Consider the following 24,405-nt stretch of genomic DNA (forward strand, 5'->3'; position numbering starts at 1 on the left):
TGCAGGCAGGATGCGCGGCCACCACGGGCTGTCGCGAGGCCATTCTCAATCAGTGAGAGACGAACTCGCCCCTCAGCCAGCCGTCGCGCGGCCGCCCGGCGCTCCCAAGGTCCGGGAGATGCCACGCGCCGCGGTCCGTACCACCGGTACGACGGACGTGGCCCCGGCCTCGTTCGGGACGATCACCGCCAGTGCCGCCACCACCGCATCGCGGGCGTCCCGCACCGGCGCGGCGATACCCAGGACGTCCGGGTGCACGTATCCGGGGCAGTGTGCGTATCCCTGGCGGCGGACCTCGGCCAGGACGGCGCGCAGCCGCGTGGCGGTGGCCGGGGTGTTCGGTGTGTAGCGGTGCAGGGGCTCGTCGAGCAGCCGCCGCCGCAGCTCGGCGGGGCCGTGGGCGAGGAGGATCAGGCCACTGGAGGAGGCGTGCAGCGGAAGGCGGCCCGCGACGCGCGTGTAGTTGATGACCGCGCCCGGTGCCGTCAGCCGCTCCAGGAACAGCACCTCGTCGCCGTCCAGCACCCCGAGTTGCACATGGTGTCCGACGACGTCATGGACGCCCTCCATGAAGGGCATGGCCGCGTTGCGCAGCGACAGGGTGGGCGAGGCCCGGGTGGCCAGTTCCCACATGCGCATGCCGACCCGGACCCGGCGGTCGGCGTCCCGGGTCAGGAATCCGTACGAGACCAGCTCGGCCACCAGCCGCGACGCGGTCGCCACGTGCAGCCCTGTACGGCGGGAGATCTCCGAGACGGTCAGGGCCGACTCGTCCGGCGTGAACGCCTCGAAGATCCGTACGGCCCGCGCCAGGACCGACTCGCCGTTCTGTGTCCTCACCTCGCCATCATCGGATCTCCCCCGGACGCGTCAACCCCCCATGCTTCCAGCGGGTGGCAGGGCCGCCACGGCCCGGGAGACGTCCGCGCGGAGGTCGTCGAGCGGGTAATCGGCGCCGAGGAGCATGCGGCGCAGCTGGGGCATGGCGATGCTCCAGCCGGTCAGGGCGAGCGTGAAGAACACCCGGGCGCGCGCGTCGTCGCCCCGGCCGTCGGACGCGGCAGCGTCGACCTTGTCCTGGTAGTGGCGGGTGCGGGCCTCTTCCGCCGGGACGGGCTGGTCGCCGATCTCCAGGGCCTCCCACATCACCAGGCGCAGGGCCTCGGGGTGGGCGCGGTGGTAGTCGAAGAGGCGCTCGGCATAGCCGGGCAGGTCGTCGCTCGGCGGTACGGCCTCGGCGAGGTCGGCCAGGACGCGTTCCAGAACGGTGGCGAACAGCTTGTTCTTGTCGCCGAAGTAGTCGTAGATCGCGCGCTTGTTGGCCTTGGCCTGGGCGGCGATACGGTCCACCCGGGCACCGGCGACGCCATGCGCGGCGAACTCCGTGGCCGCGGCCGCGAGGATGCGTTCTTTGGTCGCCGTCGAGTCGTATGCCATGTGTCTCAGGGTAACGAACCGGTTCGTTTGACCGCGGTGGTGCGCCGTGCGACCCTGGGCGGCGGTTCGAACCATCTGGTTCGTTCGGTGATAGCCGCCGCCCGCGAAGACCGACAGGAGTTCGTACGTCATGTCCCCGCACACCTCATCGCCCACCGGGGCGGGCCTGGGGCGCAGACTGCCTCTCCTCATGGCGCTGGCCTGCGGCATCACCGTGGCCAACGCCTACTTCCCGCAGGCCATCACCCCGCTCATCGTCCAGAGTCTCGGCGTCTCCCCCGCCACGGCCGCGGCCCTCGCGACGGTGACCCAGCTCGGCTACGCCGCCGGGATTTTTCTTTTTGTCCCCCTCGGGGACCGCCTGCCCCGCCGCCCCCTGATCACCGTGTTGCTCACCGTGACCAGCCTGGCCCTCCTGGCCGCCGGGCTCGCCCCGGCCACCGGTCTGTTGCTCGCCGCGGGCACCCTGGTGGGCTTGGCCACCGTGGTCCCGCAGGTCCTCCTGCCCATGGCGGCCGGGCTGGTCGAGCCCGAGCGGCGCGGCAGCGTGATCGGCACGCTGCAGGCCGGGCTCATCGGCGGCATCCTGCTGGCCCGCGCCTTCGGTGGCGTCCTGGGCGAACACCTGGGGTGGCGCGCCCCGTATCTGATCGCCGCCGCCCTCACCGCACTGCTCGCCGTCGCGCTGGGCCTCGTCCTGCCCACGACCACCCCAGCTGTCCGGGACCGCTATCCGACGCTACTCGCCGACACCCTGCGCATGCTGCGTACGGAGAAGGAGCTGCGTCGGTCCGTGTTCTTCCAGGTCACCGTCTTCGGAGGCTTCAGCGCGGCCTGGACCGCGGTCGCCCTGCTGATCACCGGTCCGCGGTACGGGATGGGCACGCAGGCCGTGGGGGTGCTGGCCCTGGTCGGCGCGGGCAGCATGTTCTTCGCTCCGGCGGCCGGGCGCTGGGTCGACCGGTACGGCGCCGACCGCGTCAACCTCTGGTGCATCGGGGGCGCTCTCGCCGCGGCGGCCGTTCTCACCGGCGGCTCCCTGGGCGGCGCCGCCGGGCTCGTGGCCCTGGGCGCCGGGCTGCTGCTGATCGACGTGGCGGTGCAGTGCGGTCAGGTGGCCAACCAGGCCCGCATCTTCGCCCTCCGCCCCGAGGCCCGTAGCCGCCTCAACACGGGCTACATGACCTGCTCGTTCCTCGGCGCGAGCGCGGGCTCGTGGCTCGGCACCCGCGCGTACACCCACCTCGGCTGGCCGGGCGTGTGCGGCCTCATCGCGCTCGCCGTGACGATAGCGCCAGCCGCGTACCTCACCGGCACCCGCAAACGCCCCACCGCCCCCGCCACCCCCTACATGTGAGGAGATGAAGGCACCCGACGAGGTGTCCGCCCGCGTGCCGGAGCCTCAACCCTTGGAATCCACATCCGACAGGTGCCGCATCGCGAACGCGTACTCCTCCGGATGCCGCCGCAGCCGCGCCATGGCCCAAGCAGTGCGCGCATCCATGCCGGGCCCGAAGTCGGCCGCCAGGCGGCGCGCCCGCCACGTCGTACGCGGAGCGAGCGCCCAGCGCACAAGCGGGAAGCGAATCCGCCCGGTAGCGACGGGCACGTCTGCCGAGCGGGGCTCCGGCGCTGCTGTATCGGTCACGCCGCGAGTGTTACGACGCCAGTTCCTCGGCGGAGGCGATCAGGCCGACAATCACCAGAACGGACGATGCGACGTCACTGCCGTTGACCAAAACGGTGTCTGGGCATAGTTGAGCGGCGACGTGACCGCCTTGATCACCTTCCGTAGCAGGGGGCTATCGTGGGCGACACCAGGGCAGCGCCTGCCGGGGGCGAACTGCAAGGTGGCGACGGAGCTTTGGGGGCGGAGTGCAGCCGGACGGTGGACCAGGTGTCGGTCCCAGCCCGAGGGAGGCGGCCGCCTTCCTGCTGGACAAGATTCGTCAGGGCAACGACTACGCCCGCGGCAAGAAGAAGCGGTTCGGCCGAAGCGCCTCCGCCACCAAGGTGGCGACGCTCGCCCTGTCCGCCGCGTCCACCGTCATCCTGGGCCTGCAGAATCTCAACGCGTGGGCTGGTCTGGCCCTGGCCTGTGTGGCGCTGGTGACATTGCTGGGAGCCGTCGAACCGTTCTTCAACTGGCGCTCCCGGTGGGTGCTGATGGAGGACGCGCAGTATCGGTTCCAGCGGCTTGCCGACGACCTCGAATACCTCCTGGCGTCGACGTCCGCCGACGACCTCACATTCGATCAGCTGAGCGAGATCTTCGGCCGGTACCAGACGATCTGGGAGGACCTCAGCCGCACCTGGCTGGAGCACCGCCGCGAACCCGCACCGTCGCCCCAGGCCTAGCGGTCCGGCGAGATGGCACGGGCATGTGGCGGAAGTCGCGACGAAGATAATCGCCGCCAGCACAGCCCGGTCATGCTGGCGGCATGCATGATCGAGGGATGCTGGTCCGTGTAGAGAAGTCCCCGCAGACGCCGCAAACCCTGCAGCAGCCACTGATCGTTCGTGTCCACTCGCCCGTCGGAACTGCCCAGGTGCTCTGGCGCGGTGATCCGCAGAGGGCGAGTGGCCAGCACCACGTCGAGTGGTCTGTCGATGAAGACATCCATTGGGGGCACAACACACAGTCCGCGTCCTTTACCACACCGGCACTCTGGCAGGAGCACGATCACGTCGTCCTGCGCGGCCGACTCAACCTTGCCGAGGGCAGCACAGCGATCTTCGAGATGGGCGACTCCCACATCCTGTTCGACCTCGCCGCGCCACTTCCCGAAAGTGCCCACGGAACCTGGTTGGAGATCCGCGTCGCGGGGGACAGCATCGCTCTTTGGCCTTACCAGTCCTAGGCATTTCTCGGGCTGGGGTGAGCGATACCGTCCGTCCTCCGGAATGGTGAGAATCTCCGCATGGGTACCTTCGGCAGTCATCACACCGTGCGGTCACCGCGCTTACGGCCCGGGGATCGTGTGCGGATCGTTTCTCCGGCCAGTCCGCCCAGCCGCGAGCGGGTCGCCCGTGGCGTCGAGCTCCTGGCGTCTTGGGGGCTCCAGGTGGAGCTGGGTGAGCATGTATTCGACCAATGGGGATATATGGCTGGTCGGGACGAGGACCGCGCCAGCGACCTGAACGCCGCGTTCGGCGACCCTGGCGTCCGCGCCGTGATCGCCACCCGTGGCGGCAAAGGCGCGTACCGGATCGTCGACGACCTGGATACCGACGCCGTGCGTCGCGACCCGAAGCCGTTGGTCGGCTTCAGCGACATCACGCACATCCACCTTTCCCTGTGGGCGCGTTGCCGTGTTGCTTCCCTGCATGGTCCGTTCGCCAATTGGAGCGACGAATGGTCCGGGCCCGCGTCGGCTGAGGCGCTTCGCCGCGCGCTGATGACGACGGGTCCCGTCACCCTCCACCGGGACCGGGCTGAGGCCAGTGCCGCGGTCACCGTCGACGGCACCGCGACCGGCGTCCTGGTCGGCGGCAACCTCGATGCGATGCGAACCGAGGCCGGAGCCGGGCTGTCGAGTCTGAACGGGGCCATCCTCTTTCTCGAACACCAAAGGGGCACCGGGTTGGGGGAGGTCGACCGCGCGCTGACCCAGCTGACTCGCGCCGGGGTCCTGGACGGGCTGTGCGGTGTCGTACTCGGCCAGTTCCGCGGCTTCGAGCAGGAAGCCGCGGACCCGACGCTGGGAGGATGGGGCATCGCCGACGTCCTGCGCGACCGGCTGACCCGCCTGGGCGTTCCTGTCCTCGGCGGGATCCCAGCCGGACATGGCCCGCACCCTCCGACCATCCCACTCGGCACCCGGGCCACGATGGACACCGACGCAGGAACCCTGACCGTCGAGTCGGCCGTCACCTGATCTCATGGCCACTGACACCCAGCGGCTGACCGGTGCGCGTCAGTGACCGCAGCCATGGAAGGTGGGCCCGCTGGGCATGACATCAGCATGACGAGACGGGAAGGCGCCATCGGCGTCCTCATGCCGCGTGACATTCCGGCGCGACACATCGTCGCCTTCGCGCGGCGTGCGGAGGCGCATGGCTTCGATGAGTTGTGGGTGGTGGAAGACCTCGGGTATCGGGGAGGGCTGGTTCAGGCGGCTGCCGTGCTCGGTGCCACTGAGCGGGTTCGCGTCGGGGTGGGGTTGCTGCCCGCGGGGGCGCGGAACGTGGCGTTTGGCGCGATGGAGGTCGCGAGCCTCGCGCAGCTGTATCCCGGCCGCGTCGACATCTCCGTCGGCCATGGGATGCCGTCCTGGATGCGGAGTGTCGGGGCGTGGCCCGGGAGTCCGCTCGCCTTGCTGAGCGAGTACATCACCGTGCTGAAGTCGCTGCTGGGCGGCCAACTCGTGCGGTACGAGGGGCGGTACGTACGCGTCGACGGGGTGCGGCTGGAGGAGAGCGCCGTACCGCCAACCGTGCCGCCCGTTCTGGCCGGGGTGCGGGGGCCCAAGTCGCTGGCTGTTTCGGGTGAGGTGGCCGACGGAACACTTCTCGCGGAACCGGTGACGCCCGCCTACGTACGGGAGTCGCTCCGGCACATCGCCGCCACCCGCCCGCACCGTCTGGTGGCGTACAACATCGCGGCGGTCGATGACGATCCCGCCGTGGCGCTGGCGGCTGTCCGGCCCGCCCTCGGTGTGGTCGGGGAGCCGGACTGGCGGGCCCATGTCGCTCCGCTGCCCTTCTACGGCGATCTCGCCGCCCTGCGCTCGCGCTGCGACGGCCCGGACGGGTTCGCCCGCGCCATGCCGGACGCGTGGGTGCGGCAGCTGGCCGTGGCGGGTACGCCGGAGCAGGCGCGGGCCACGCTGGCGGGCTTGTTCGACGCCGGTGTCACCAGCGCCGTCCTCGCGCCGGTGGGGAGCGACTACCTGGCGTCTCTTGATGCGCTGGCGAGGGTGGTCTGAGCGCCGGTCAGCCGCCGGGGTGTGGGCGCGGTGTGGCCAGGCCGCTCTGGTAGGCGATGACGACGAGCTGGGCGCGGTCCCGGGCGCCCACTTTGGTCATGGCGCGCTGAATGTGGCTGCGTACGGTCAGCGGGCTCAGGACGAGCCGTTCGGCGATCTCGGCGTTGGACTTGCCGTACGCGGCCAGGGCCGTGACCTCGCGTTCGCGGTCGGTCAGGGCCTTGACGGTGTCGGGGAGCGCGAGGAAGCCGTCCGTGTCCGGGGTGGCCAGGAAGCGGGTGATGAGGGCCCGGGTGGCGGTGGGTGAGAGGAGGGAGTCCCCGGCCGCCACGGTGCGGATGCTCGACATCAGGTCGTCGGGGCGGACGCCCTTGCCGAGGAAGCCGCTCGCGCCCGCGCGCAGGGCCTTGGCCACGTTCTCGTCGTTCTCGAAGGTGGTGAGGATGAGGATGTGGGTTTCCGACAGCTCCGGCCGGGAGCAGATGGCCGCGGTGGCCGCCACTCCGTCGAGGTTCGGCATACGGATGTCCATGATGACCACGTCGGGCCGGTGCACGGCGGTGAGGTCGACGGCTTCCTGTCCGTCGGCCGCCTCCGCGACGACGGTCATGTCCTCGACCGAGTCGATGAGGATGCGGAAGGTGGCCCGGAGCAGGGCCTGGTCGTCGGCGAGCAGGACGCGGATGGTCATGTGGCGGGACTCTCGTCGTGGTGATGGAGCGGGGCGGGACTCTCGTCGTGGCTGTGGAGCGGGGCAGGACCCTCGTCGTGGCTGTGGACCGGGGCGTGGCTGTCGAGCGGGGCGGGAAGCGGAAGGCCGCAGGCGACCTCGAAGCCGCCCCGCGACCGGTGGCCCGCGTGGAAGGTGCCGCCCGCTGCGGTGGCGCGTTCGCGCATGCTGAGCAGGCCGAAGCCGCCTCCGGGAGCGGCCGTGACCAGGGGGCGGCCGGAGCCGGTGTCGTTGGTGACCGTCAGAGTCAGGGAGCGGGGCGCGTAGCGGAGCCGGACCTCGGCGGTGCGGGTGGCGGCGTGCTTGGTGACGTTGGTGAGCGCTTCCTGGACGATCCGGTACGCCGTCAGGTCGAGCACCGGAGAGAGCGGACGCCGCTGCCCCTCGACGGTGACGATCACCTCCAGCCCGGCCGTCGCACAGGTGTCGACCAGCTCGGTCAGTTGCTCAAGACCCGGCGCGGGGGCGAGGTCGGCGGTGTCGTCGTCCTGGTACAACAGCCCTACGGTGGCCTTGAGTTCGCGCAGCGCGGCCGCGGTGGTGTCCGGCAGCTTGGCGATGATCCCGAGGGCCTGGTCCGGGTGGGCCCGCGCGAGGTGTGCCGCCGCGCCCGCCTGCGCGTCGGCCAGCGTCAGGTGGTGGGCGACCACGTCGTGCAACTCCCGCGCGATCCGCATGCGTTCCTGGATCACCCGGCGGCGGGCCTCTTCCTCGCGCTGCCGGTCGGCGTGTTCGGCGCGGGCCGCCGCGTACTCCCGGCGCACCCGGAGGTAGGCGCCCAGGGCCGCCGACAGGAGCACCCAGGCCGCCGGGTTGACGATCGAGATGATCGGTGAGTCGAGGAACGACGGGACGAACACCCCGGTGAGGACCATGCCCGAGGCTGCCGCCAGCGCGCTGTTCCAGGTGGTACGGCGCGGAGTCCGCACGCTCGTGGAGTACTGCGCGACCAGGAGCGGCCCCATCAGCCCGGGAGTCACGAGGTAGCCGAGGGCTCCGAGCGCCATGGTGCACAACGTGGCCGTGGCGAGGACGTACAGGGGCCGCCGCCCGCGCCATGGCAGTGCGGCGCAGGCGACGGCGGCCAGGGCGATACCGGGCCACAGGGCCGGTTTCCCGGGCATGAACGACCGGGTGAGGAGGACGGAGGCGACGGTGCAGGCGAACAGCAGGGCCACCGTCGTGGCCTCGACGGCGGTGGGGTGGGCCGCCGCCCGGCGCTGCCAGCTGTTGTTCATCACCCTCCAAGAAAACACTCCGCCAGGGGGCCGTGTCAGGCGCGGGCCGGTTCCTGACCCACCGGCTCACCGGCCGCCGGTGAGGTTTCGTCAACAGGCGAGGGAGCCAGCCCGGTGCCCTCGACGTCGACGCGGGGCAGCAGCCGGTCGAGCCAGCGCGGCATCCACCACGCCTTGTCCCCGAGCAGGGCGAGTACGGCGGGCACGAGCGCCATGCGGACCACGAAGGCGTCGAACAGCACCGCGACAGCGAGGCCGAACCCCATGGTCTTGATCATCGATTCGTCGGCGCCGACGAATCCGGAGAACACCGCGATCATGATCACCGCCGCGGCCGCGACCACCCGGGCGCTGTACCGGAAGCCCGTGACGACCGCCTGGACGGGCCGGTCCCCGTGCACGTACGCCTCTCGCATACGCGAGACCAGGAACACCTCGTAGTCCATCGCGAGGCCGAACACGATGCCCACCAGGAAGATCGGCATCAGGCTCATGATCGGACCGGCCTGCTCCACGCCCAGCAACTCCGCGCCCCAGCCCCACTGGAAGACCGCCACGACCGCGCCGATGGCGGCCAGCACGGACAGCAGGAACCCGAGTGCGGCCTTGACGGGCACGAGGACGGAACGGAAGACCACCAGCAGCAGGACCAGGGCCAGGGCGATGATGACGGCCAGGTAGGGCACGAGCGCGTCCTGCAGGGCCTGCGCGACGTCGATGTCCATCGCGGTGCTCCCGGACACCTCGAACGTCGCCCCGGTCTCCCGCTCCAGGCCCGGGCGTTCCGAGCGGATGTCCTTGACGAGGCCCTTGGTGTCCTCGTCGTTCGGGCCCGTGGCCGGGACCGCCGAGAAGAGGGCGGCGTCACCGGCCTGGTTGAACCGCGCGGGAGAGACGGACACGACCCCGCGGGTCGCGCCGATCTTCTCGGCGATCGCACGCGCCGCCGCCTTGGGCTCGTCCGCGCCCCTGACGTCCACCACGATCGTCAGCGGCCCGTTGAAGCCCGCGCCGAAGCCGTCCGCGAGCGCGTCGTAGGCGCGCCGCTCCGTCGATGAGACGGGCTTGGACTCGGCCCCCGGCATGCCCATCTCCAGCTGCGCGGCGGGCAGCGCCAGCACGCCCAGGCCCGCGACGCACGCCACCAGCACGGTCACCGGGCGGCGCAGTACGAACCGGGCCCACCGGGTACCGCCGTTGTCGGCCGCCCGAGCTACGTGGCCGCCCTTGCGCGTACGGCGCGAGAGGACGGCGTCGGGCCACATGCCGAGCAGCGCGGGGACGAGGGTGAGCGCGACCAGTACGGCGACGACCACGGCACCGGCCGCGCACAGCCCCATCTTGGCCAGCATCGGAACGCCGATCACGGTCAGTCCGGCCAGTGCGATGACGACCGTCAGCCCGGCGAACACCACGGCGGAGCCCGCCGTACCGACGGCGAGACCGGTGGCCTCGCGCGGGTCGTGTCCGTTGGCGCGCTCCTCGCGGTAACGGGACACCACGAAGAGGGCGTAGTCGATGCCGACCGCCAGCCCGAGCATGGTGGCGAGCGTCCCCGTGGTCAGGGAGAGTCCGAAGGTGCTGCCCAGGGCCATGATGGCGGCCATGCTGATCCCGACGCCGACGATGGCGGTGAGGAGCGGGAGGCCCGCGGCCGCGAGCGATCCGAAGGTGATCAGCAGGACGACCGCGGCCAGGGCCATGCCGATGGCCTCGGAGGAGCCGCCCGCCGCGGGCTGTGTGGCGAGGGCGGTGCCGCCGACCTCGACGGTGAGACCGGAGTCCCCGGCCCCGTCGATGGCCTTCCGCAGCGCGGCCTTGTCGGCATCGGTGAGATCGCCGGACTTCACCTCGTAGTTCACGGTGGCGTAGGCGGTGGAGCCGTCCTCGCTCACCGCGCCCGCCGTGAACGGGCTGACGGCGCCGCTGACCTTCGGCTCGCCCGCCGCTTTAGCCACGAACGTGTCGACGGCGGCGCGGTGGTCGGCCGCCGTCACCTTCTCCCCATCGGGTGCGACGAACACGATCCGGGCGCTGGCGCCATTGGCGGCCGGGCCGGGGAAACGCTCTCCGATCAGGTCGAAGGCCTTCTGTGCCTCGATGCCCGGCATGAAGGACGTGCCGTCGTCGGAGGCGGCGGGCGCCTTGGCGGCGCCGAGACCGACGGCGCCGAGGATCACCGCCCACAACAGCGTCATCAACAGGCGCCGCCGGAAGGCGATCCGGCCCAACCGATAGAGGAACGTAGCCACGAGAAACGGGTCTCCAGGTCTGAGTGCGAGGGGAACACCAGCCTGGCCGGACAGGGGCGCCGTGGCATCGTGCGCGTGCTGGCACTCCGAGTTGGTGGCGCTGCACGAGCCGACGCGCCGCCGTCCTCCTCAGGGAGGAGCACGAAATGCTGCGTACGGATGACAGGGGACCGGCGTAACCGGGCCCCGGACACACGGGGTTGGCGCTGAACGGGTCAGAGGGTGATGGTGCCGTGGATGTAGCCGGTGGCAGCGCCGCCGACCCAGAGCGTGCCGTCCGCGTCGGCGGTGATCTCGATGGTCCCGGCCCGGCCCAGGCGCTTTCCCTGGGAGACCCGGTAGGTGGCGGGCGCCGCGCCGGTGGCGGTGAGCCATTGCCCGACCGAGGCGTTCATGCTGCCGCACACGGGGTCCTCGGCCACTCCGGCGCCGGGCGCGAAGGTGCGCAGCTCGAAGTCCTGCTCGGAGCCGTCGGGGTAGGCGCCGACCGCGCCGACCATGGCGGTCGGGATGAGCGACAGATCGGGTTCGAGGGCGAGGACGTCCCCGGCCGTGGGCAGCTGGACCACGGCCCAGCCGGGTCCGTTGTCGACCCACTGGTGGGCGAGGACACGGTCGCGCTCGATGCCGAACGCGGCGACGATCCGGCCGACGAACTCCTCGTCGAGCGCGCCGTCGCGGACGAGCGGCGGGGCGGCGAACGACAGCACACCATCGCCACGGCGCACCCGGACCAGGCCTGCGGCGCACTCCTGCACGATGTGGTCGGCGTGCCGAGGTGTGCCGCCGTGATCCAGCCACGCGCGCGCGGACCCGAGAGTGGGGTGCCCGGCGAACGGCAGCTCGCCGCCAGGGGTGAAGATCCGCAGCCGGTAGTCCGCCTCGGCGGTGGTGGGAGGCAGGACGAACGTGGTCTCGGACAGGTTCGTCCAGCGGGCCAGCTGCCGCATCTCCTCGTCGGCCAGGTCCGTCCCGTCGAGGACGACGGCGACCGGGTTGCCCCGGTAGGGGTCGTGGAGAACACGTCGACCTGGGCGAATGGGCGTGGACGCGGCATGGCGATCAAGGGCCTTTCGAAAGCGGCGGTGGTCCTGGTGTGTCCCGCGTACCGGCGGAAGCAGCTCCTATCCCATCGGCTGACCGTCCGGTGTGACAGGGCCACCGCTGAACAGGTGGACTGGCTACCGCCGAAAAGGTGGACTGGCTACCGCCGAAAAGGTGGACTGGCTACCGCCGAAAAGGTGGACGGCCACCGCCGAAAGGGGGGACGGGCCACCGCCGCATGGGCCACCGATCGCCCCGCTTACTCTGATCTGGCCGATTCTCTTCGGTGATGTGTTCGATCGAGCGTGGGACAGGAGCACACGATGGCCACCTCCTCCGATGTGGCGGCCCCTCCCCAGGACGGTGCGGGCGGTCGCCGCCGGGCTTCGGGCCGCTTGCGGTCCTGGATGCTGGTGGGCCTGTCCGACATGGCCAAGCGCCAGCCGGGGCCGCACGCCCAGCCCTCCGAGGAGCACCAGGGAAAGCGCTGGTGGCGGGTGATGTGCCTGACCGGCGTGGACTACTTCTCCACGCTCGGCTACCAGCCCGGTATCGCCGCCCTGGCCGCCGGGCTGCTCTCCCCCATCGCCACGCTCGTCCTGGTGGCCGTGACCCTGCTCGGGGCGCTGCCGGTGTACCGGCGGGTGGCCAAGGAGAGCCCGCACGGCGAGGGGTCGATCGCCATGCTGGAGCGGCTGCTGTCGTTCTGGAAGGGCAAGCTCTTCGTCCTGACCCTGCTGGGCTTCGCCGCCACGGACTTCCTGATCACGATCACCCTCTCAGCGGCCGACGCCACCACTCACCTGGTGGAGAACCCGCACTTCACCAGCACCCTGCACGGCCATGAGGTGGCCATCACCATGGGTCTGGTCGCCCTGCTCGGCGCCGTCTTCCTCAAGGGGTTCACCGAGGCCATCGGCGTGGCGGTGGCCCTGGTGGGGGCGTATCTGGCGCTCAACGCGGTCGTGGTGGTCGTCGGGCTGTGGCATGTGGCCACCGCCTCCCATGTGGTCACCGACTGGTCGCAGGCGCTGACCGCCCAGCACAGCAATCCCCTGATCATGGTCGGTCTGGCGCTGGTGGTCTTCCCCAAGCTCGCCCTCGGCCTGTCCGGCTTCGAGACCGGTGTGGCGGTCATGCCGCATGTGAAGGGCGACCCCGGCGACACCGAGGAGCGGCCCACCGGCCGGATCCGGGACACCCGGAAGCTGCTCACCACCGCCGCGGTGATCATGAGCGGCTTCCTGATCTGCACCAGCTTCATCACCACCCTGCTCATACCGCAGGACGCGTTCAAGCCGGGCGGCCCGGCCAACGGACGTGCGCTGGCCTATCTCGCCCACGACTACCTGGGCTCGGCGTTCGGCACCCTCTACGACGCCGCCACCATCGGCATCCTGTGGTTCGCGGGCGCCTCCGCCATGGCCGGGCTGCTCAACCTCATGCCGCGCTATCTGCCCCGTTACGGCATGGCACCGCACTGGGCCCGCGCGGTCCGCCCCATGGTGCTCATCTTCACCCTGATCGGGTTCCTGGTGACCTGGATCTTCGACGCCGACGTGGACGTCCAGGGCGGCGCCTACGCCACCGGAGTGCTGGTCCTGATGACGTCCGCCGCCGTCGCCGTCACCATCGCCGCCCGCCGCGCCCGGCAGCGCGGCTGGACCATCGCCTTCGGGGCCATCTCCGTGGTCTTCCTCTACACCACGGCGGTCAACGTCGTGGAACGCCCCGACGGCGTCAAGATCGGCGCGTGTTTCATCGCGGGCATCATCGCGGTGTCCCTGCTCTCCCGGCTCGCCCGCGCCTTCGAGCTGCGGGTCACCGACATGGAGCTGGACACCATGGCCGAGCGCTTCGTCCGGGACAGCGCCACCCGCCGGATACGGTTCATCGCCAACGAGCCCGACCACCGCGACGTGGGCGAGTACCGCGACAAGACCCAGCAGATCCGGGCCGACAACGACATCCCGGCGGAAGAGGACCTCATCTTCGTCGAGGTCACCGTCCGCGACCCCTCCGACTTCGAATCCGCGGTACGGGTACGGGGCGAGGTGCTGCACGGCCGCTACCGCGTCCTGACCCTCGACGGCTCCAGCATCCCCAACTCGCTGGCCGCCCTGCTGCTGCACGTACGGGACGAGACCGGGTGCAGGCCGCACATCTACTTCGAGTGGACCGAGGGCAGCCCGTTCGCCCAGTTCCTGCGGTTCTTCCTGTTCGGCCAGGGCGAGGTCGCCCCCGTCACCCGCGAAGTCCTCCGCGAGGCGGAACCCGACCGGGCACGCAGGCCGCACGTCCACGTCGGCTGAGCGGTGAAAGAACGCGCACCGGGCGCCGCGGTGTCCTGAGACATGCCGCGGCGCCCGGTGGTGGTTATGAGCAGGGCTTGTAGAACTGCTTCCAGCCGTCGGTGGGCATGGCCGGGGGCTCGGCCCAGGACCCGGCCTCGCCGTACTTCTGGAACGCCTCGTAGTCGAAGTCCGCGAGGCCGCCGCCCGCCTTGGAGAGCCGTACGTCGCGGTCCATCTGCCCGTCGCCGCCGTTGTTGCGGATCGCGAGGTCCGGGTAGGCGTCGTCGTTGTACCGGGCGATGGTGAGCTGCCTGGCCTCGCCGTGGTCGCCGATGTCGGAGTGCTCGGCGTCGGCGGACCGCAGGTTCGTCCGGTCCAGCGGGCCGGGACGGTATTCCGCGAGGCGGGCCGTCGAGGGGTCGTCGCCGCCGGACGGCTCGACGATGTTGACGACCATGTCCAGCGTGCCGTCGTCCTGGAAGTCGGCGACGGCGGCGGTCGCGATCTCGCCCTTCTTGGCGCCGAGAAGGTCCTTGACGGGGAGTTTCTTGCCGAACGAGCCGTTCTTGGCGCCCCACTGGACCGTCATCTCGGTGCCGGTGTGCCCGGGGTTGGTGATCTTGTCCGGGTAGGTGTCGCCGTCGAGGTCACCGAGCAGCGTGGTCGCGTCGGCCAGGCACGGGGCCGACGGCTCGGCCGCCCCGGCCTGGTAACCGGCGAAGGTCAGGGTCAGGGCGGCGGCCGCGAGCGGCACGGCGATCAAACGTGAGCGCTTCCGAAGCATTAATGAACACCTTTCAGTTACTGACGCCCCGTGAGATGCCTGCGCTTACAAGGAAGTTCACCCAAGGACACCGCGTTATCTGAATGTGACATTCCATCGGCGGCGCCACGAGGCTCCAGCACTCTCTTGCGGTGACTGGGAAACCGTAGGAGAGTGCCCTGATGGCAACCAAACAGCAGCTCGACGGCCTGCCCGAGGACGCGGATCTGAGGCGCGCGGACTCCCTGGCCCGGGAGATCTTCTCGGACGTGGCCAACAAGTGGGCACTCCTGATCATCGAGGCGATCGGCGAGCGCACCCTGCGCTTCAGCGAGCTGCGGAACGAGGTCGAGGGCGTCAGCCACAAGATGCTCACCCAGAACCTGCGCATGCTGGAGCGCAACGGCCTGGTCGATCGGAAGGTGTACCCCACCGTGCCGCCGCGCGTCGAGTACACCCTCACCGAACCGGGCCGGGCCCTGCGCACCACGGTCGACGCCCTGTGCGGCTGGACCCACCAGTACCTCGACCGCATCGAGGACGCGCGCCAGCGCTTCGGCGCCTGACGGCGGTTCCACACCTCCGACCAGGCGTGACGGTGCCGCGCCCGCACCCTCATGGTGGCCCACCTCACCATCCGGATGGTGGACGGCCCCCTTCCCTCCCGCGCCCCACCCCGTAGGCTGGCCGGTGCAGCTGGTTCGCCCCGTCCGCCAGGCGGGACGCGTCGCAAGAGGGAACCCGGTGGGAATCCGGGACTGCCCCGCAGCGGTGAGCGGGAACGACCGCCGTCATGTGCACTGGGCCCGGCGATATCGGGCCTGGGAAGCGACGGCCAGTAGGTGTCCTCCCCCGGAGGACGTGCCCGCGAGTCCGAAGACCTGCCAGTGGCCCGCGTACGAACCACTCGTGCGCGGCATCTCGGTGACCTCGAGGGCGGGTCGGCGTACCTACCAGGCGGATGACCGCGCTGTGCCGCGCGGGGTCGTCTTCCGCCGGGTTCCGTCACCCTTCGCGCTCTCGTCCCGTCGCCGGGATCTCAGGGATTCATCTCGCGAAGGAGATCTCCGTGACCAGCAAGACCGCAGCCGCGGCAGCACGGGCCACCGTGTACGGCTACCCGCGCCAGGGCCAGAACCGGGAACTGAAGAAGGCGATCGAGGGCTACTGGAAGGGCCGGGTCACCGCCGACGCCCTCCAGACCACCGCCGCCGAGCTGCGCGCCACCAACTGGCGGCAGCTGGCTGGGGCGGGCATCCACGAGGTGCCCACCGGCGACTTCTCGTTCTACGACCACGTCCTGGACACCACCGTCATGGTCGGCGCGATCCCCACCCGGCACCGCGCCGCCGTCGAGGCGAACGCCCTGGACGGCTACTTCGCCATGGCGCGCGGCACCCAGGACGTGGCGCCGCTGGAAATGACGAAGTGGTTCGACACCAACTACCACTACCTGGTGCCCGAGCTGGGCCCGGACACGGTGTTCTCGGCCGACTCCACCCAGCAGGTGGCGGAGCTGAAGGAGGCCGTGGCCCTGGGCCTGACCGCCCGGCCCGTCCTGGTCGGCCCGGTCACCTACCTGCTGCTCGCCAAGCCCGCCCCCGGCGTGGCCGCGGACTTCGACCCGCTCACCCTGCTCGACCGGCTGCTGCCGGTGTACGCGGAGGTGCTGGCCGATCTGCGCGCGGCGGGCGCCGCGTGGGTGCAGCTGGACGAGCCCGCCCTCGTCCAGGACCGCACCCCGGCCGAGCTGAACGCCGCCGAGCGCGCGTACCGCGACCTCGGCGCCCTCGCCGACCGGCCGAAGCTGCTGGTGGCCTCCTACTTCGACCGGCTCGGCGACGCCCTGCCGGTGCTGGCCAAGGCCCCGGTCGACGGGCTCGCGCTGGACTTCACCGAGGCGGCGGCCGCCAACCTGGACGCGCTGGCCGCCGTCGGCGGACTGCCCGGCAAGCGCCTGGTGGCGGGCGTGGTCAACGGCCGCAACATCTGGGTCAACGACCTGGAGAAGTCCCTGTCCACGCTGGGCACCCTGCTGGGTCTTGCCGACCGGGTCGACGTGGCCGCCTCCTGCTCCCTCCTCCATGTGCCGCTCGACGCGGCGGCCGAGCGGGACATCGAGCCGCAGATCCTGCGCTGGCTGGCCTTCGCGAAGCAGAAGACCGCCGAGATCACCGCCCTCGCCAAGGGCCTCGCCCGGGGCACCGACGCCATCGCCGGTGAACTCGCCACCAACCGCGCCGCGCTGGCCTCCCGCGCCGACTCACCCATCACCCACGATCCGGCGGTACGGGCCCGCGCCGCCGCGGTCACGGACGCCGACACCCGCCGCTCCCAGCCGTACGGCGAGCGCAGCGCGGCCCAGCGCGCCCACCTCGGCCTGCCGCTGCTGCCGACGACCACCATCGGCTCCTTCCCGCAGACCGGCGAGCTGCGCGCCGCCCGCGCCGACCTGCGCACCGGCCGGATCGACACGGCCGGTTACGAGGAGCGGATCAAGGCCGAGATCCAGGAGGTGGTCACCTTCCAGGAGAAGGCCGGACTGGACGTCCTGGTGCACGGCGAGGCCGAGCGCAACGACATGGTCCAGTACTTCGCCGAACAGCTCACCGGCTATCTGGCCACCCAGCACGGCTGGGTGCAGTCCTACGGCACCCGCTACGTCCGCCCGCCGGTCCTGGCCGGGGACATCTCCCGGCCCGAGCCGATGACGGTGCGCTGGACGACGTACGCCCAGTCCCTCACCGACCGCCCGGTCAAGGGCATGCTCACCGGCCCCGTGACCATGCTCGCCTGGTCCTTCGTCCGCGACGACCAGCCGCTCGCCGACACCGCGCGCCAGGTCGCCCTGGCCCTGCGCGACGAGGTGGGCGACCTGGAGACGGCCGGAAGCTCGGTGATCCAGGTCGACGAACCCGCGCTGCGCGAGACCCTGCCGCTGCGCGCCGCCGACCGCGCGGCGTATCTGGCGTGGGCCACCGAGGCCTTCCGCCTCAGCACGACCGGGGTGCGCCCGAACACGCAGATCCACACCCATATGTGCTACGCCGAGTTCGGGGACATCGTCCAGGCCATCGACGACCTCGACGCCGATGTCATCAGCCTGGAGGCGGCCCGCTCCCATATGCAGGTGGCGCGCGAACTGGCCGCCCACGGCTATCCGCGCGAGGCCGGACCGGGCGTCTACGACATCCACTCCCCACGCGTGCCGAGCGCCGAGGAGGCGTCCGAACTGCTGCGCGCCGGGCTTGAGGCCATTCCCGCCGAGCGGCTGTGGGTCAACCCCGACTGCGGTCTGAAGACCCGCGGCTGGCCCGAGACCCGCGCCTCGCTGGAGAACCTGGTCGCCGCCGCCCGCACGGTCCGCGGTGAGCTGTCCGGTTCCTGACCCGGACACCCCAACGGGCCGGGGCGCCTCGCGCACCCCGGCCCGTTTCCTGTCCCGGCCCCCGGTCGGGACAGGCGCGCGGCCTCACTTCCACGCTGCACTTAGGTTTACCTAACTTTTCCTCGCGGCACAACACCCGCCACGGGGAGTCGCGCTCGTGGCTCAGCCGCGCGCGGTGGCGGCTCGCAGCGCGCCGTACTGGAGCGCCGCGAAGCCCGCCACCACGGTGGCCTGCAGCGGTATCCACACGGTCCCGGTGGTGGACGGCGACAGCCACAGCGCGAGCGCCGCGACGCTGAGCACCGCCCATGCCACGTTCGCCTCCACCACACACCGCACCGCGAGGACCGGCGGGTGCCGCCGGGACGCGAGGAAGCCGACGCCCGCCGCGTACACGAGCAGGAACGCTCCCACACAGACGAGCATCGCCCGGTCGACGCCGAGCAGATCGCGGAGAGGCCCCGAAGCGGCCAGGTAGGCGAGGGCGTTGGCACCGGTGACGGCGGCGTCGAGGGCCAGGAAGCGGCGCAGCCAGAGGCGGGCCGCTGAGGCGTCGGCGGGTGCGGTACGGCCCACGTGGGTTGCGGACATGGCAATCAACCTCCGTCAGGGAAAGGGGCGTTGGTCAACGCCGGGCCCCGAGCCGGAGTGCGCCGGTTCGGGGCCCCACGACCCTCACCTTGCCGCCACCCGCGCGGACGGTCGATTACCTCGCGGGTAAGGGCCGTAGGCCGGAGCCGGGGTGGGTCTCAGCGTTTGGTGGTGCTGTTGAACAGCGAGCGCGACCAGAGGTAGCCGACCAGGGTGATCCCGGCACACCAGGCGAGCGAGATCCAGCCGCTGTCGCCGATCGCGGAGCCGGAGAGCAGGCCGCGCAGGGTCTCGGTCATCGGTGTGAACGGCTGGTACTCGGCGAACCAGCGCAGGCCCGGTGACATCGAGTCGGCCGGTACGAACGCCGAGCCGAGGAACGGCAGGAACTGGACCAGCAGCGGCTTGTTGCTCGCCGATTCGACGGTCTTGGAGATCAGGCCGAGCGCGGCCGACAGCCAGGTCACCGCGAAGGCGATGGCCGCGAGGAGACCGGTGGCGGCCAGCCACTCCAGCGGAGTCGCGTCCGACCGGAAGCCGACGGCGAGTGCCACACCCACGACGAGGACGGCGCACACCATGGTCTGGATGACACTGCCGATGACATGCCCCGTCATGAACGACGAGCGTGTGATGCTCATGGTGCGGAAACGGTTGATGATGCCCTCGGTCATGTCGGAGCACACCGCGACCGAGGTCGACATCGAACCGGCGGCCACCCCCATGATGATGATGCCGGGCGTCAGATAGGTCAGATACGCGTCCCGGTCGCCGCCCATCCCGGCGCCGATCGAGTCACCGAAGGCGTAGACGAACAGCAGCAGCATCAGGATCGGCGTCATGGCGCTGCCGAACCCCACGGCCGGGTAGCGGATCGCGTGCTTGAGGTTGCGCCGCAGCATCGTCATCGAGTCGTGCACGGCGTACGCGAGGGTGCTCATCGCAGGGTCTCCTTGACGGGAAGCGGAGTGGCGGCGGCGCCGTCGCCGGTCAGGGCGAGGAACACGTCGTCCAGGTCGGGCGTGTGCACGGAGAAGTCGGCGGCCCGGGTCCCGGCGGCGTCCAGCCGGTCGAGCAGGGCGCGCAGCGCGTCGATGCCGCCGTCGCCCGCCACGCGCAGGGCGAGGTTCTCCTCGTCGCGGGCGGCGCCGGGGAAGGCGGCGGCCGCGCGCTCGTACTCGGCGGGTTCGGTGAACCGCAGCCGGACGTGGCTGCCGGGGATCCGCGCCTTCAGCTCGTCGGCGGAGCCCTCGGCGACGATCCGGCCGCCGTCCAGCACGGCGATCCGGTCGGCCAGCTGGTCGGCCTCCTCCAGGTACTGGGTGGTGAGGAAGACCGTGGTGCCGCCCGCGACCAGCGAGCGCACCATCTCCCACATGGTGCGGCGGCTGCGGGGGTCGAGCCCGGTCGTCGGCTCGTCCAGGAAGATCACCTGCGGGTCGCCGACCAGCGTCATGGCGAGGTCGAGCCTGCGCCGCATCCCGCCGGAGAAGGTCGCGGCCCGCTTGTCCGCCACGTCCGCGATCCCGAACCGCTCCAGCAACGCCCGGGCGCGGGAGCGGCCTTCGCGCTTGCCGAGGCGCAGCAGGTCGGCCATGAGGAGCAGGTTCTCCTCGGCGGTGAGCAGATCGTCGAGCGCGGCGAACTGCCCGGTGACACCGATCGCGGAACGTACCGCGTCCGACGCGGCGGCGACGTCGTGGCCCGCGACCTGGGCCTGTCCCCCGTCGGCGGCGATGAGCGTGGACAGGATCTCCACGGTGGTGGTCTTGCCCGCGCCGTTCGGTCCGAGCAGGGCGAACACCGTGCCCGCCGGGATGCGCAGATCGATGCCGTCGAGGACGGCCTTGTCGCCGTACGCCTTGCGCAGACCGATGGCGGAGACGGCGGCGGGCGCGGAACTTTTAGACGTGGGCATGACAGATGCAGGCATGGAGCCCTCCGATCGAAGGGTGACGTGGCGGGAGGAGTACGGGGGTGGGGTGGCTCAGACAGCGGCGCGGCGGACATCGATGTTGCCGTACCGGGCGCGGGCGCGGACCTGGACGGTGTCCTCGGTCTTCTCCGGGGCATCGGACGCACTGAGCGAGTTACGCACCTGGCCGGAGTGCGAGCTGACGTCGAGCCAGGCGGCCGTGCCCTCGCGGATGCCAACCTCGATGGCGCCAAAGGCGGTCTCCAACTGGACGGTGCCGCACGCCACTTCACCTACCCGCAGGGTGCCATGGGCGGTGACGGCGGTGACCGAGTCCTCGGCGCGCCGGATGTCGATGTCACCGTGGGCGCCGCGCACCCGCAGCTCGCCGGTCACGGCGCCGACGGTCGTGGTGCCGAACGAGTTCCTGAGGGTGGCGGGGCCGTCGACGAGGTTGACGCGCAGGCTGCCGGAGCTGGTGGTGATCTCGGCCGTGCCGTCGACCCGGCCCACGGTGATCGAGCCGTGCGACGCGGTCAGCCGCAGCGGGCCGGTCGCGTCGAGGCGGACGTCACCGGTGGCGGTCTTCACGCGGACCTCGCCGAGCCGCCCCTCACCGAGCACCTGGGTCCAGGCACCGGTCACGTCGATACGCGAGCCCGTGGGCAGCTCGACCGTCACATCGACGGCGCCGGTGCGGCCGAGGCCGAACAGATTGGGCTTGGGTGTCCTGACGGTCAGTACGCCGCTCGCGTACGAGACGTCGGTCTGGTCGGCCGTCCGCACGTCCAGGTCCTTCTTCGGGTCGCGGGGCCGCACCTCGACGACGGTGTCGGGGCGGTCGCCCGCCGTGAACTGGAGGGAACCGGCCTCCACATGCGCGGTGGCCGAGATGGGCTCGGGGGTGTCGAAAGAAGGCATGGCTGTCCCGTCCTCTTGGGTCTTCAGGGCGTCCCCGCTGGTGGGACGTGGTGTGGAGTGAAGTGGTACGGGCGGGGGTGCGGTTAGCGCACCCAGCCCGTGAAGCTCTGTCCGACGGTCTGGGTCTTCTCCGCCGTGCGCGGCCGGGCGCCGCCGTCGACGGCGGCCGATACGGCCCGTACCAGCCAGGCGTTGACCGACAGGCCCTCGCGGTTCGCGGCCTCTTCGGCGCGGGCCTTGAGGTGGGCCGGAAGACGCAGATTGACGCGGGCGGTGCCACCCTCGTCGCCGTCGGCGGGTGCCGTGGCCGTGAGCGGTTCGAGGGGCGCGGCGGCCACCTCCGCGGGGGCGTGGTCGACGGGCGGCGGTGTCACCACGAAGTCGGGGTCGAGCCCGCGCAGCCGTACGTCGACCGAGCCGGGCGCCAGCTCGCGGGTGATCTCGTCCATCGCGGCGGAGAGCACGTTGAGCATGGCCAGCCGGGTCGCCGACTCCAGCGGAGCGGTGAGCCGCTCGGCCAGCGCGCGGGCGTCGTCCCCTCCGGTTTCGGCGGCCACCGCGAGTTCGCGGCGGAGGGTGTCGACATACGGGGTGAGGTCCATGGCGTCATGGTGGCACCACGATGGCGCCATACGCAACCCCGAATGGCACCAAGCCGCGCCACTCCTCAACGTCATGTCCGAATACCGCCAGCATTCCGGACCACGACCCCCCATCGTTGACCGTGAAGCGAAAGAGCACGGGCACGGGAGAGCACAGCGATGACCATCTACACCACCGTGGACAGCCCCCTCGGCGAACTGCTGCTGGTGGGCGACGAGACACCGGACGGCACCACGCTGACCTCGCTGTCCATGCCCGGGCAGAAGAACGCCCCGGCCGTACGGCCCGACTGGCGCCACGCACCCGGCGCGTTCGCGGAGACCGCCCGGCAGCTGAGCGCCTACTTCGACGCCGGTCTCACCGCCTTCGCCATCCCCTTCACACCCGGCGGCGGCACGGACTTCCAGCAGCGCGTGTGGCACGCGCTGGAGGAGATTCCGTACGGCACCACGATCACCTACGGGCAGCTCGCCGAACGGCTGGACGTACCCCGTGGGCAGGTCCAGGCCGTGGGCGCGGCGATCGGTGCCAATCCGCTGCTGCTGGTGCGGCCCTGCCACCGGGTGATCGGCGCGGACGGGACCATGCGCGGCTACGCCGGAGGCGTCGAGCGCAAGGTGCGGCTCCTCACCCACGAGGGCGCGCTGCAGCCGACCCTCATGTGACCCGCGCCGCCCGACCACCGTGCCCCTCAGGGAAGGAAGAAGGCCGATGACCGTCATGACCGACACCACCCGCCACGCGCACCCGGTGGCCGACCGCGTCGCGGCGGACGACTGGGCCGCGCTCACTGACGAACTCGACGCGTACGGCAACGCGCTCACCGGCCCGCTCCTCACCCACGCCGAATGCCACCGCATTGCCGGGCTGTACGACGAGACGGAGCGCTTCCGCTCCACCATCGACATGGCCCGCTACCGCTTCGGTTCCGGCCAGTACCGCTACTTCACCCATTACCTCCCCGACCTGGTGCGCGAGCTGCGCGAGGCGTTCTATCCGCGGCTGCTCCCCATCGCCCGCGACTGGGCCGGAAAGCTGGGCCGCCCCGCGCCCTGGCCGGACACCCTCGACGAGTGGCTGACGATGTGCCACGAGGCGGGGCAGGCCAAGTCGGCCCAGATCCTGCTGCGGTACGGCCCCGGCGACTGGAACGCCCTGCACCGGGACGTGTTCGGCGACATGCTCTTCCCGCTGCAGGTGGTGGTCGGCCTCGACGCCCCCGGCGAGGACTTCACCGGCGGCGAGTTCATCATGACCGAGCAACGCCCCCGGGCGCAGTCGAGGGGATCGTCCACCACCCTGCCCAAGGGCCATGGGCTGATCTTCACGACCCGGGACCGCCCCGTGGCCTCCAAACGCGGCTGGGCGAACGGGCCCATGCGGCACGGTGTGAGCACCGTCCGCTCCGGACAGCGCCGCACCCTCGGCCTCGTCTTCCACGACGCCGCATGACACCCGAACCCGCGTCCCGCTCGCCGCTGATCCGCGCGCAGGAGCTGGCCGCGTACGGCGATCTGCCGAGCCCCGACCCGCACACCGGCCCCGAACTCAGCGCGCTGCTGGGCCTGTTGGTCGCGGCGAAGGGCCGCGTCGAGACCGTCGCCATCGGCCACAGCCGTGATACGGCCTCCCGCTCCGCCGCCGAGGCCTTCGCGGCCGCGTGGCAGGCGCGGGACGGAAGGGTCCTGGCCACGGTGGACTGGCCGGAGAGCGCCGCGTCCTGGCTGCGGCCCGCACGCCGTCTGACCGCCGGGGAGCCCGACGCCTGGGTGATGGCCGCGGCCCCGCTCGGCTTCGTCCAGCTGGCCCGGCGGCTGCGGCACTCCACCGACTGGGACCCGGCCCGCACGGTCGCGTTCGCCGCCCTCAGGGACTCCCGCCTCCCCGCGCTGACCGGGCCGGACACGCTGCACGGGCTGCGCGGCGCCACCGCCGAGGGCGGCACCTGGGCCGTACGGGACCGCTGGGTGACGTCCTACGCACCGACCGGCCCGAGCGCTCCCTCCAAGTCGAGCAGTTGCCGCTTGCGCTCGACGCCGCCCGCGTAGCCGGACAGCGCCCCGCCCGCGCCGATCAGCTCGGCGATCCCGCCGTACGTGAGCGTCGTGCCGTACGGGATGGTCTCCAGCGCCTGCCACGCCCGGCGCCGGAAGTCGGTGCCGCCGGTGACGTACTCGGGCACGGACAGGGAGGCGAGCGCGGTGCCGCCGGGGGGCGGTGGCCGACGCCTCGCCCACCAGCAGCAGTTCGCCGAGCGGGCTGTCGAGGGTCGTGTAGACCGTCATGGGTCGGTCCTCCCGG

The 24,405-nt window shown here is 71.4% G+C and carries 24 protein-coding genes, 1 pseudogene and 1 riboswitch; of the genes and pseudogenes, 11 read left to right on the forward strand and 14 right to left on the reverse strand.

The annotated features are described in order from the left end of the window. Positions 1 to 72: 72 nt before the first annotated feature. Entirely contained in the window at positions 73 to 840 is a 768-nt protein-coding gene (locus tag ACWC5C_RS31670; protein WP_450881004.1) for an IclR family transcriptional regulator, read from the reverse strand. Between the two features lie 30 nt (positions 841 to 870). Beyond that, entirely contained in the window at positions 871 to 1,437 is a 567-nt protein-coding gene (locus ACWC5C_RS31675) for a TetR family transcriptional regulator (protein WP_450881005.1), read from the reverse strand. A 130-nt stretch (positions 1,438 to 1,567) separates the two neighbouring features. On the opposite strand from ACWC5C_RS31675, the gene ACWC5C_RS31680 reads away from it, so the two are divergent. Further along, entirely contained in the window at positions 1,568 to 2,794 is a 1,227-nt protein-coding gene (locus ACWC5C_RS31680) for an MFS transporter (protein ID WP_450881007.1), read from the forward strand. Between the two features lie 45 nt (positions 2,795 to 2,839). Here the strand turns inward: ACWC5C_RS31680 and ACWC5C_RS31685 are convergent, their stop codons facing one another. After that, on the reverse strand, positions 2,840 to 3,085 hold the full coding sequence (locus tag ACWC5C_RS31685; protein WP_450881009.1) for a hypothetical protein: 246 nt from the start codon (positions 3,083 to 3,085) through the stop codon (positions 2,840 to 2,842). Between the two features lie 227 nt (positions 3,086 to 3,312). Between ACWC5C_RS31685 and ACWC5C_RS31690 the strand changes: the two genes are divergently transcribed. The 4 genes from ACWC5C_RS31690 (at position 3,313) to ACWC5C_RS31705 (ending at position 6,365) form a co-directional block, all read left to right on the forward strand. Next, positions 3,313 to 3,795, forward strand: coding sequence for an SLATT domain-containing protein (locus ACWC5C_RS31690; protein WP_450881011.1), 483 nt, complete (start codon positions 3,313 to 3,315; stop codon positions 3,793 to 3,795). A gap of 98 nt (positions 3,796 to 3,893) precedes the next feature. Continuing rightward, positions 3,894 to 4,298 carry a hypothetical protein gene (locus ACWC5C_RS31695; RefSeq protein ID WP_450881013.1) on the forward strand — a complete coding sequence of 135 codons (405 nt, stop codon included), beginning with the start codon at positions 3,894 to 3,896 and terminating at the stop codon, positions 4,296 to 4,298. A gap of 60 nt (positions 4,299 to 4,358) precedes the next feature. Further along, positions 4,359 to 5,315, forward strand: a complete 957-nt coding sequence (locus tag ACWC5C_RS31700) for a S66 peptidase family protein (RefSeq protein ID WP_450881015.1) — start codon at positions 4,359 to 4,361, stop codon at positions 5,313 to 5,315. Positions 5,316 to 5,402: 87 nt separating this feature from the next. Then, positions 5,403 to 6,365, forward strand: coding sequence for an LLM class flavin-dependent oxidoreductase (locus tag ACWC5C_RS31705; protein ID WP_450881017.1), 963 nt, complete (start codon positions 5,403 to 5,405; stop codon positions 6,363 to 6,365). 7 nt (positions 6,366 to 6,372) lie between these two features. Here the strand turns inward: ACWC5C_RS31705 and ACWC5C_RS31710 are convergent, their stop codons facing one another. From ACWC5C_RS31710 to ACWC5C_RS31725, 4 genes are all read right to left on the reverse strand, one after another. Next, entirely contained in the window at positions 6,373 to 7,056 is a 684-nt protein-coding gene (locus ACWC5C_RS31710) for a response regulator transcription factor (protein ID WP_450881019.1), read from the reverse strand. Then, positions 7,053 to 8,333 carry a sensor histidine kinase gene (locus ACWC5C_RS31715; RefSeq protein WP_450881021.1) on the reverse strand — a complete coding sequence of 427 codons (1,281 nt, stop codon included), beginning with the start codon at positions 8,331 to 8,333 and terminating at the stop codon, positions 7,053 to 7,055. Before ACWC5C_RS31715 ends, ACWC5C_RS31710 begins: the two co-directional genes overlap by 4 nt. Before the next feature lie 35 nt (positions 8,334 to 8,368). Beyond that, complete coding sequence (locus ACWC5C_RS31720) at positions 8,369 to 10,585, reverse strand: MMPL family transporter (RefSeq protein WP_450881023.1); 2,217 nt, start codon at positions 10,583 to 10,585, stop codon at positions 8,369 to 8,371. Between the two features lie 215 nt (positions 10,586 to 10,800). Then, positions 10,801 to 11,706, reverse strand: coding sequence for a PhzF family phenazine biosynthesis protein (locus ACWC5C_RS31725; RefSeq protein WP_450881119.1), 906 nt, complete (start codon positions 11,704 to 11,706; stop codon positions 10,801 to 10,803). 246 nt (positions 11,707 to 11,952) lie between these two features. On the opposite strand from ACWC5C_RS31725, the gene ACWC5C_RS31730 reads away from it, so the two are divergent. After that, positions 11,953 to 13,941 (forward strand): APC family permease, encoded by a 1,989-nt coding sequence (locus ACWC5C_RS31730; RefSeq protein WP_450881025.1) that lies wholly within the window; start codon positions 11,953 to 11,955, stop codon positions 13,939 to 13,941. Between the two features lie 64 nt (positions 13,942 to 14,005). Here the strand turns inward: ACWC5C_RS31730 and ACWC5C_RS31735 are convergent, their stop codons facing one another. After that, on the reverse strand, positions 14,006 to 14,707 hold the full coding sequence (locus tag ACWC5C_RS31735) for an FG-GAP repeat domain-containing protein (protein ID WP_450881027.1): 702 nt from the start codon (positions 14,705 to 14,707) through the stop codon (positions 14,006 to 14,008). A 161-nt stretch (positions 14,708 to 14,868) separates the two neighbouring features. Here ACWC5C_RS31735 and ACWC5C_RS31740 point away from each other — a divergent pair, with 161 nt between their 5' ends. After that, positions 14,869 to 15,252: a winged helix-turn-helix transcriptional regulator gene (locus ACWC5C_RS31740; RefSeq protein WP_450881029.1), complete on the forward strand. Its 384-nt coding sequence runs from the start codon at positions 14,869 to 14,871 to the stop codon at positions 15,250 to 15,252. Positions 15,253 to 15,365: 113 nt separating this feature from the next. Then, a riboswitch (cobalamin riboswitch) is annotated at positions 15,366 to 15,589 on the forward strand. A gap of 166 nt (positions 15,590 to 15,755) precedes the next feature. Beyond that, positions 15,756 to 18,074, forward strand: coding sequence for a 5-methyltetrahydropteroyltriglutamate--homocysteine S-methyltransferase (gene metE, locus ACWC5C_RS31745; protein ID WP_450881031.1), 2,319 nt, complete (start codon positions 15,756 to 15,758; stop codon positions 18,072 to 18,074). A 162-nt stretch (positions 18,075 to 18,236) separates the two neighbouring features. Here the strand turns inward: metE and ACWC5C_RS31750 are convergent, their stop codons facing one another. The 5 genes from ACWC5C_RS31750 to ACWC5C_RS31770 all read right to left on the reverse strand — a co-directional run bounded on the left by ACWC5C_RS31750 (position 18,237) and on the right by ACWC5C_RS31770 (position 22,103). Then, the gene (locus ACWC5C_RS31750) at positions 18,237 to 18,665 is read right to left on the reverse strand and encodes a hypothetical protein (RefSeq protein WP_450881033.1); all 429 of its coding nucleotides are present in this window, start codon (positions 18,663 to 18,665) and stop codon (positions 18,237 to 18,239) included. Positions 18,666 to 18,823: 158 nt separating this feature from the next. Beyond that, positions 18,824 to 19,606 (reverse strand): ABC transporter permease, encoded by a 783-nt coding sequence (locus ACWC5C_RS31755; protein ID WP_450881035.1) that lies wholly within the window; start codon positions 19,604 to 19,606, stop codon positions 18,824 to 18,826. Then, complete coding sequence (locus ACWC5C_RS31760) at positions 19,603 to 20,598, reverse strand: ATP-binding cassette domain-containing protein (RefSeq protein ID WP_450881037.1); 996 nt, start codon at positions 20,596 to 20,598, stop codon at positions 19,603 to 19,605. Before ACWC5C_RS31760 ends, ACWC5C_RS31755 begins: the two co-directional genes overlap by 4 nt. A gap of 54 nt (positions 20,599 to 20,652) precedes the next feature. Next, positions 20,653 to 21,501, reverse strand: coding sequence for a DUF4097 family beta strand repeat-containing protein (locus ACWC5C_RS31765; RefSeq protein WP_450881039.1), 849 nt, complete (start codon positions 21,499 to 21,501; stop codon positions 20,653 to 20,655). A gap of 83 nt (positions 21,502 to 21,584) precedes the next feature. After that, positions 21,585 to 22,103 carry a hypothetical protein gene (locus tag ACWC5C_RS31770; protein ID WP_450881041.1) on the reverse strand — a complete coding sequence of 173 codons (519 nt, stop codon included), beginning with the start codon at positions 22,101 to 22,103 and terminating at the stop codon, positions 21,585 to 21,587. A 159-nt stretch (positions 22,104 to 22,262) separates the two neighbouring features. Between ACWC5C_RS31770 and ACWC5C_RS31775 the strand changes: the two genes are divergently transcribed. Genes ACWC5C_RS31775 through ACWC5C_RS31785 form a run of 3 tightly spaced genes read left to right on the forward strand, consistent with a single transcriptional unit; the run spans position 22,263 to position 24,152 of the window. After that, positions 22,263 to 22,769, forward strand: a complete 507-nt coding sequence (locus tag ACWC5C_RS31775; RefSeq protein ID WP_450881043.1) for a methylated-DNA--[protein]-cysteine S-methyltransferase — start codon at positions 22,263 to 22,265, stop codon at positions 22,767 to 22,769. Positions 22,770 to 22,815: 46 nt separating this feature from the next. Further along, entirely contained in the window at positions 22,816 to 23,556 is a 741-nt protein-coding gene (locus tag ACWC5C_RS31780) for a 2OG-Fe(II) oxygenase (RefSeq protein ID WP_450881045.1), read from the forward strand. Then, entirely contained in the window at positions 23,553 to 24,152 is a 600-nt protein-coding gene (locus ACWC5C_RS31785; protein WP_450881047.1) for an ABC transporter substrate-binding protein, read from the forward strand. Before ACWC5C_RS31780 ends, ACWC5C_RS31785 begins: the two co-directional genes overlap by 4 nt. Here ACWC5C_RS31785 and ACWC5C_RS31790 read toward each other — a convergent pair. Beyond that, positions 24,080 to 24,389 (reverse strand): annotated as a pseudogene (locus ACWC5C_RS31790) (methylated-DNA--[protein]-cysteine S-methyltransferase). The gene ACWC5C_RS31785 and the pseudogene ACWC5C_RS31790 overlap by 73 nt on opposite strands. Positions 24,390 to 24,405: the final 16 nt, after the last annotated feature.

The sequence above is a fragment of the Streptomyces sp. NPDC001700 genome (assembly GCF_053596435.1).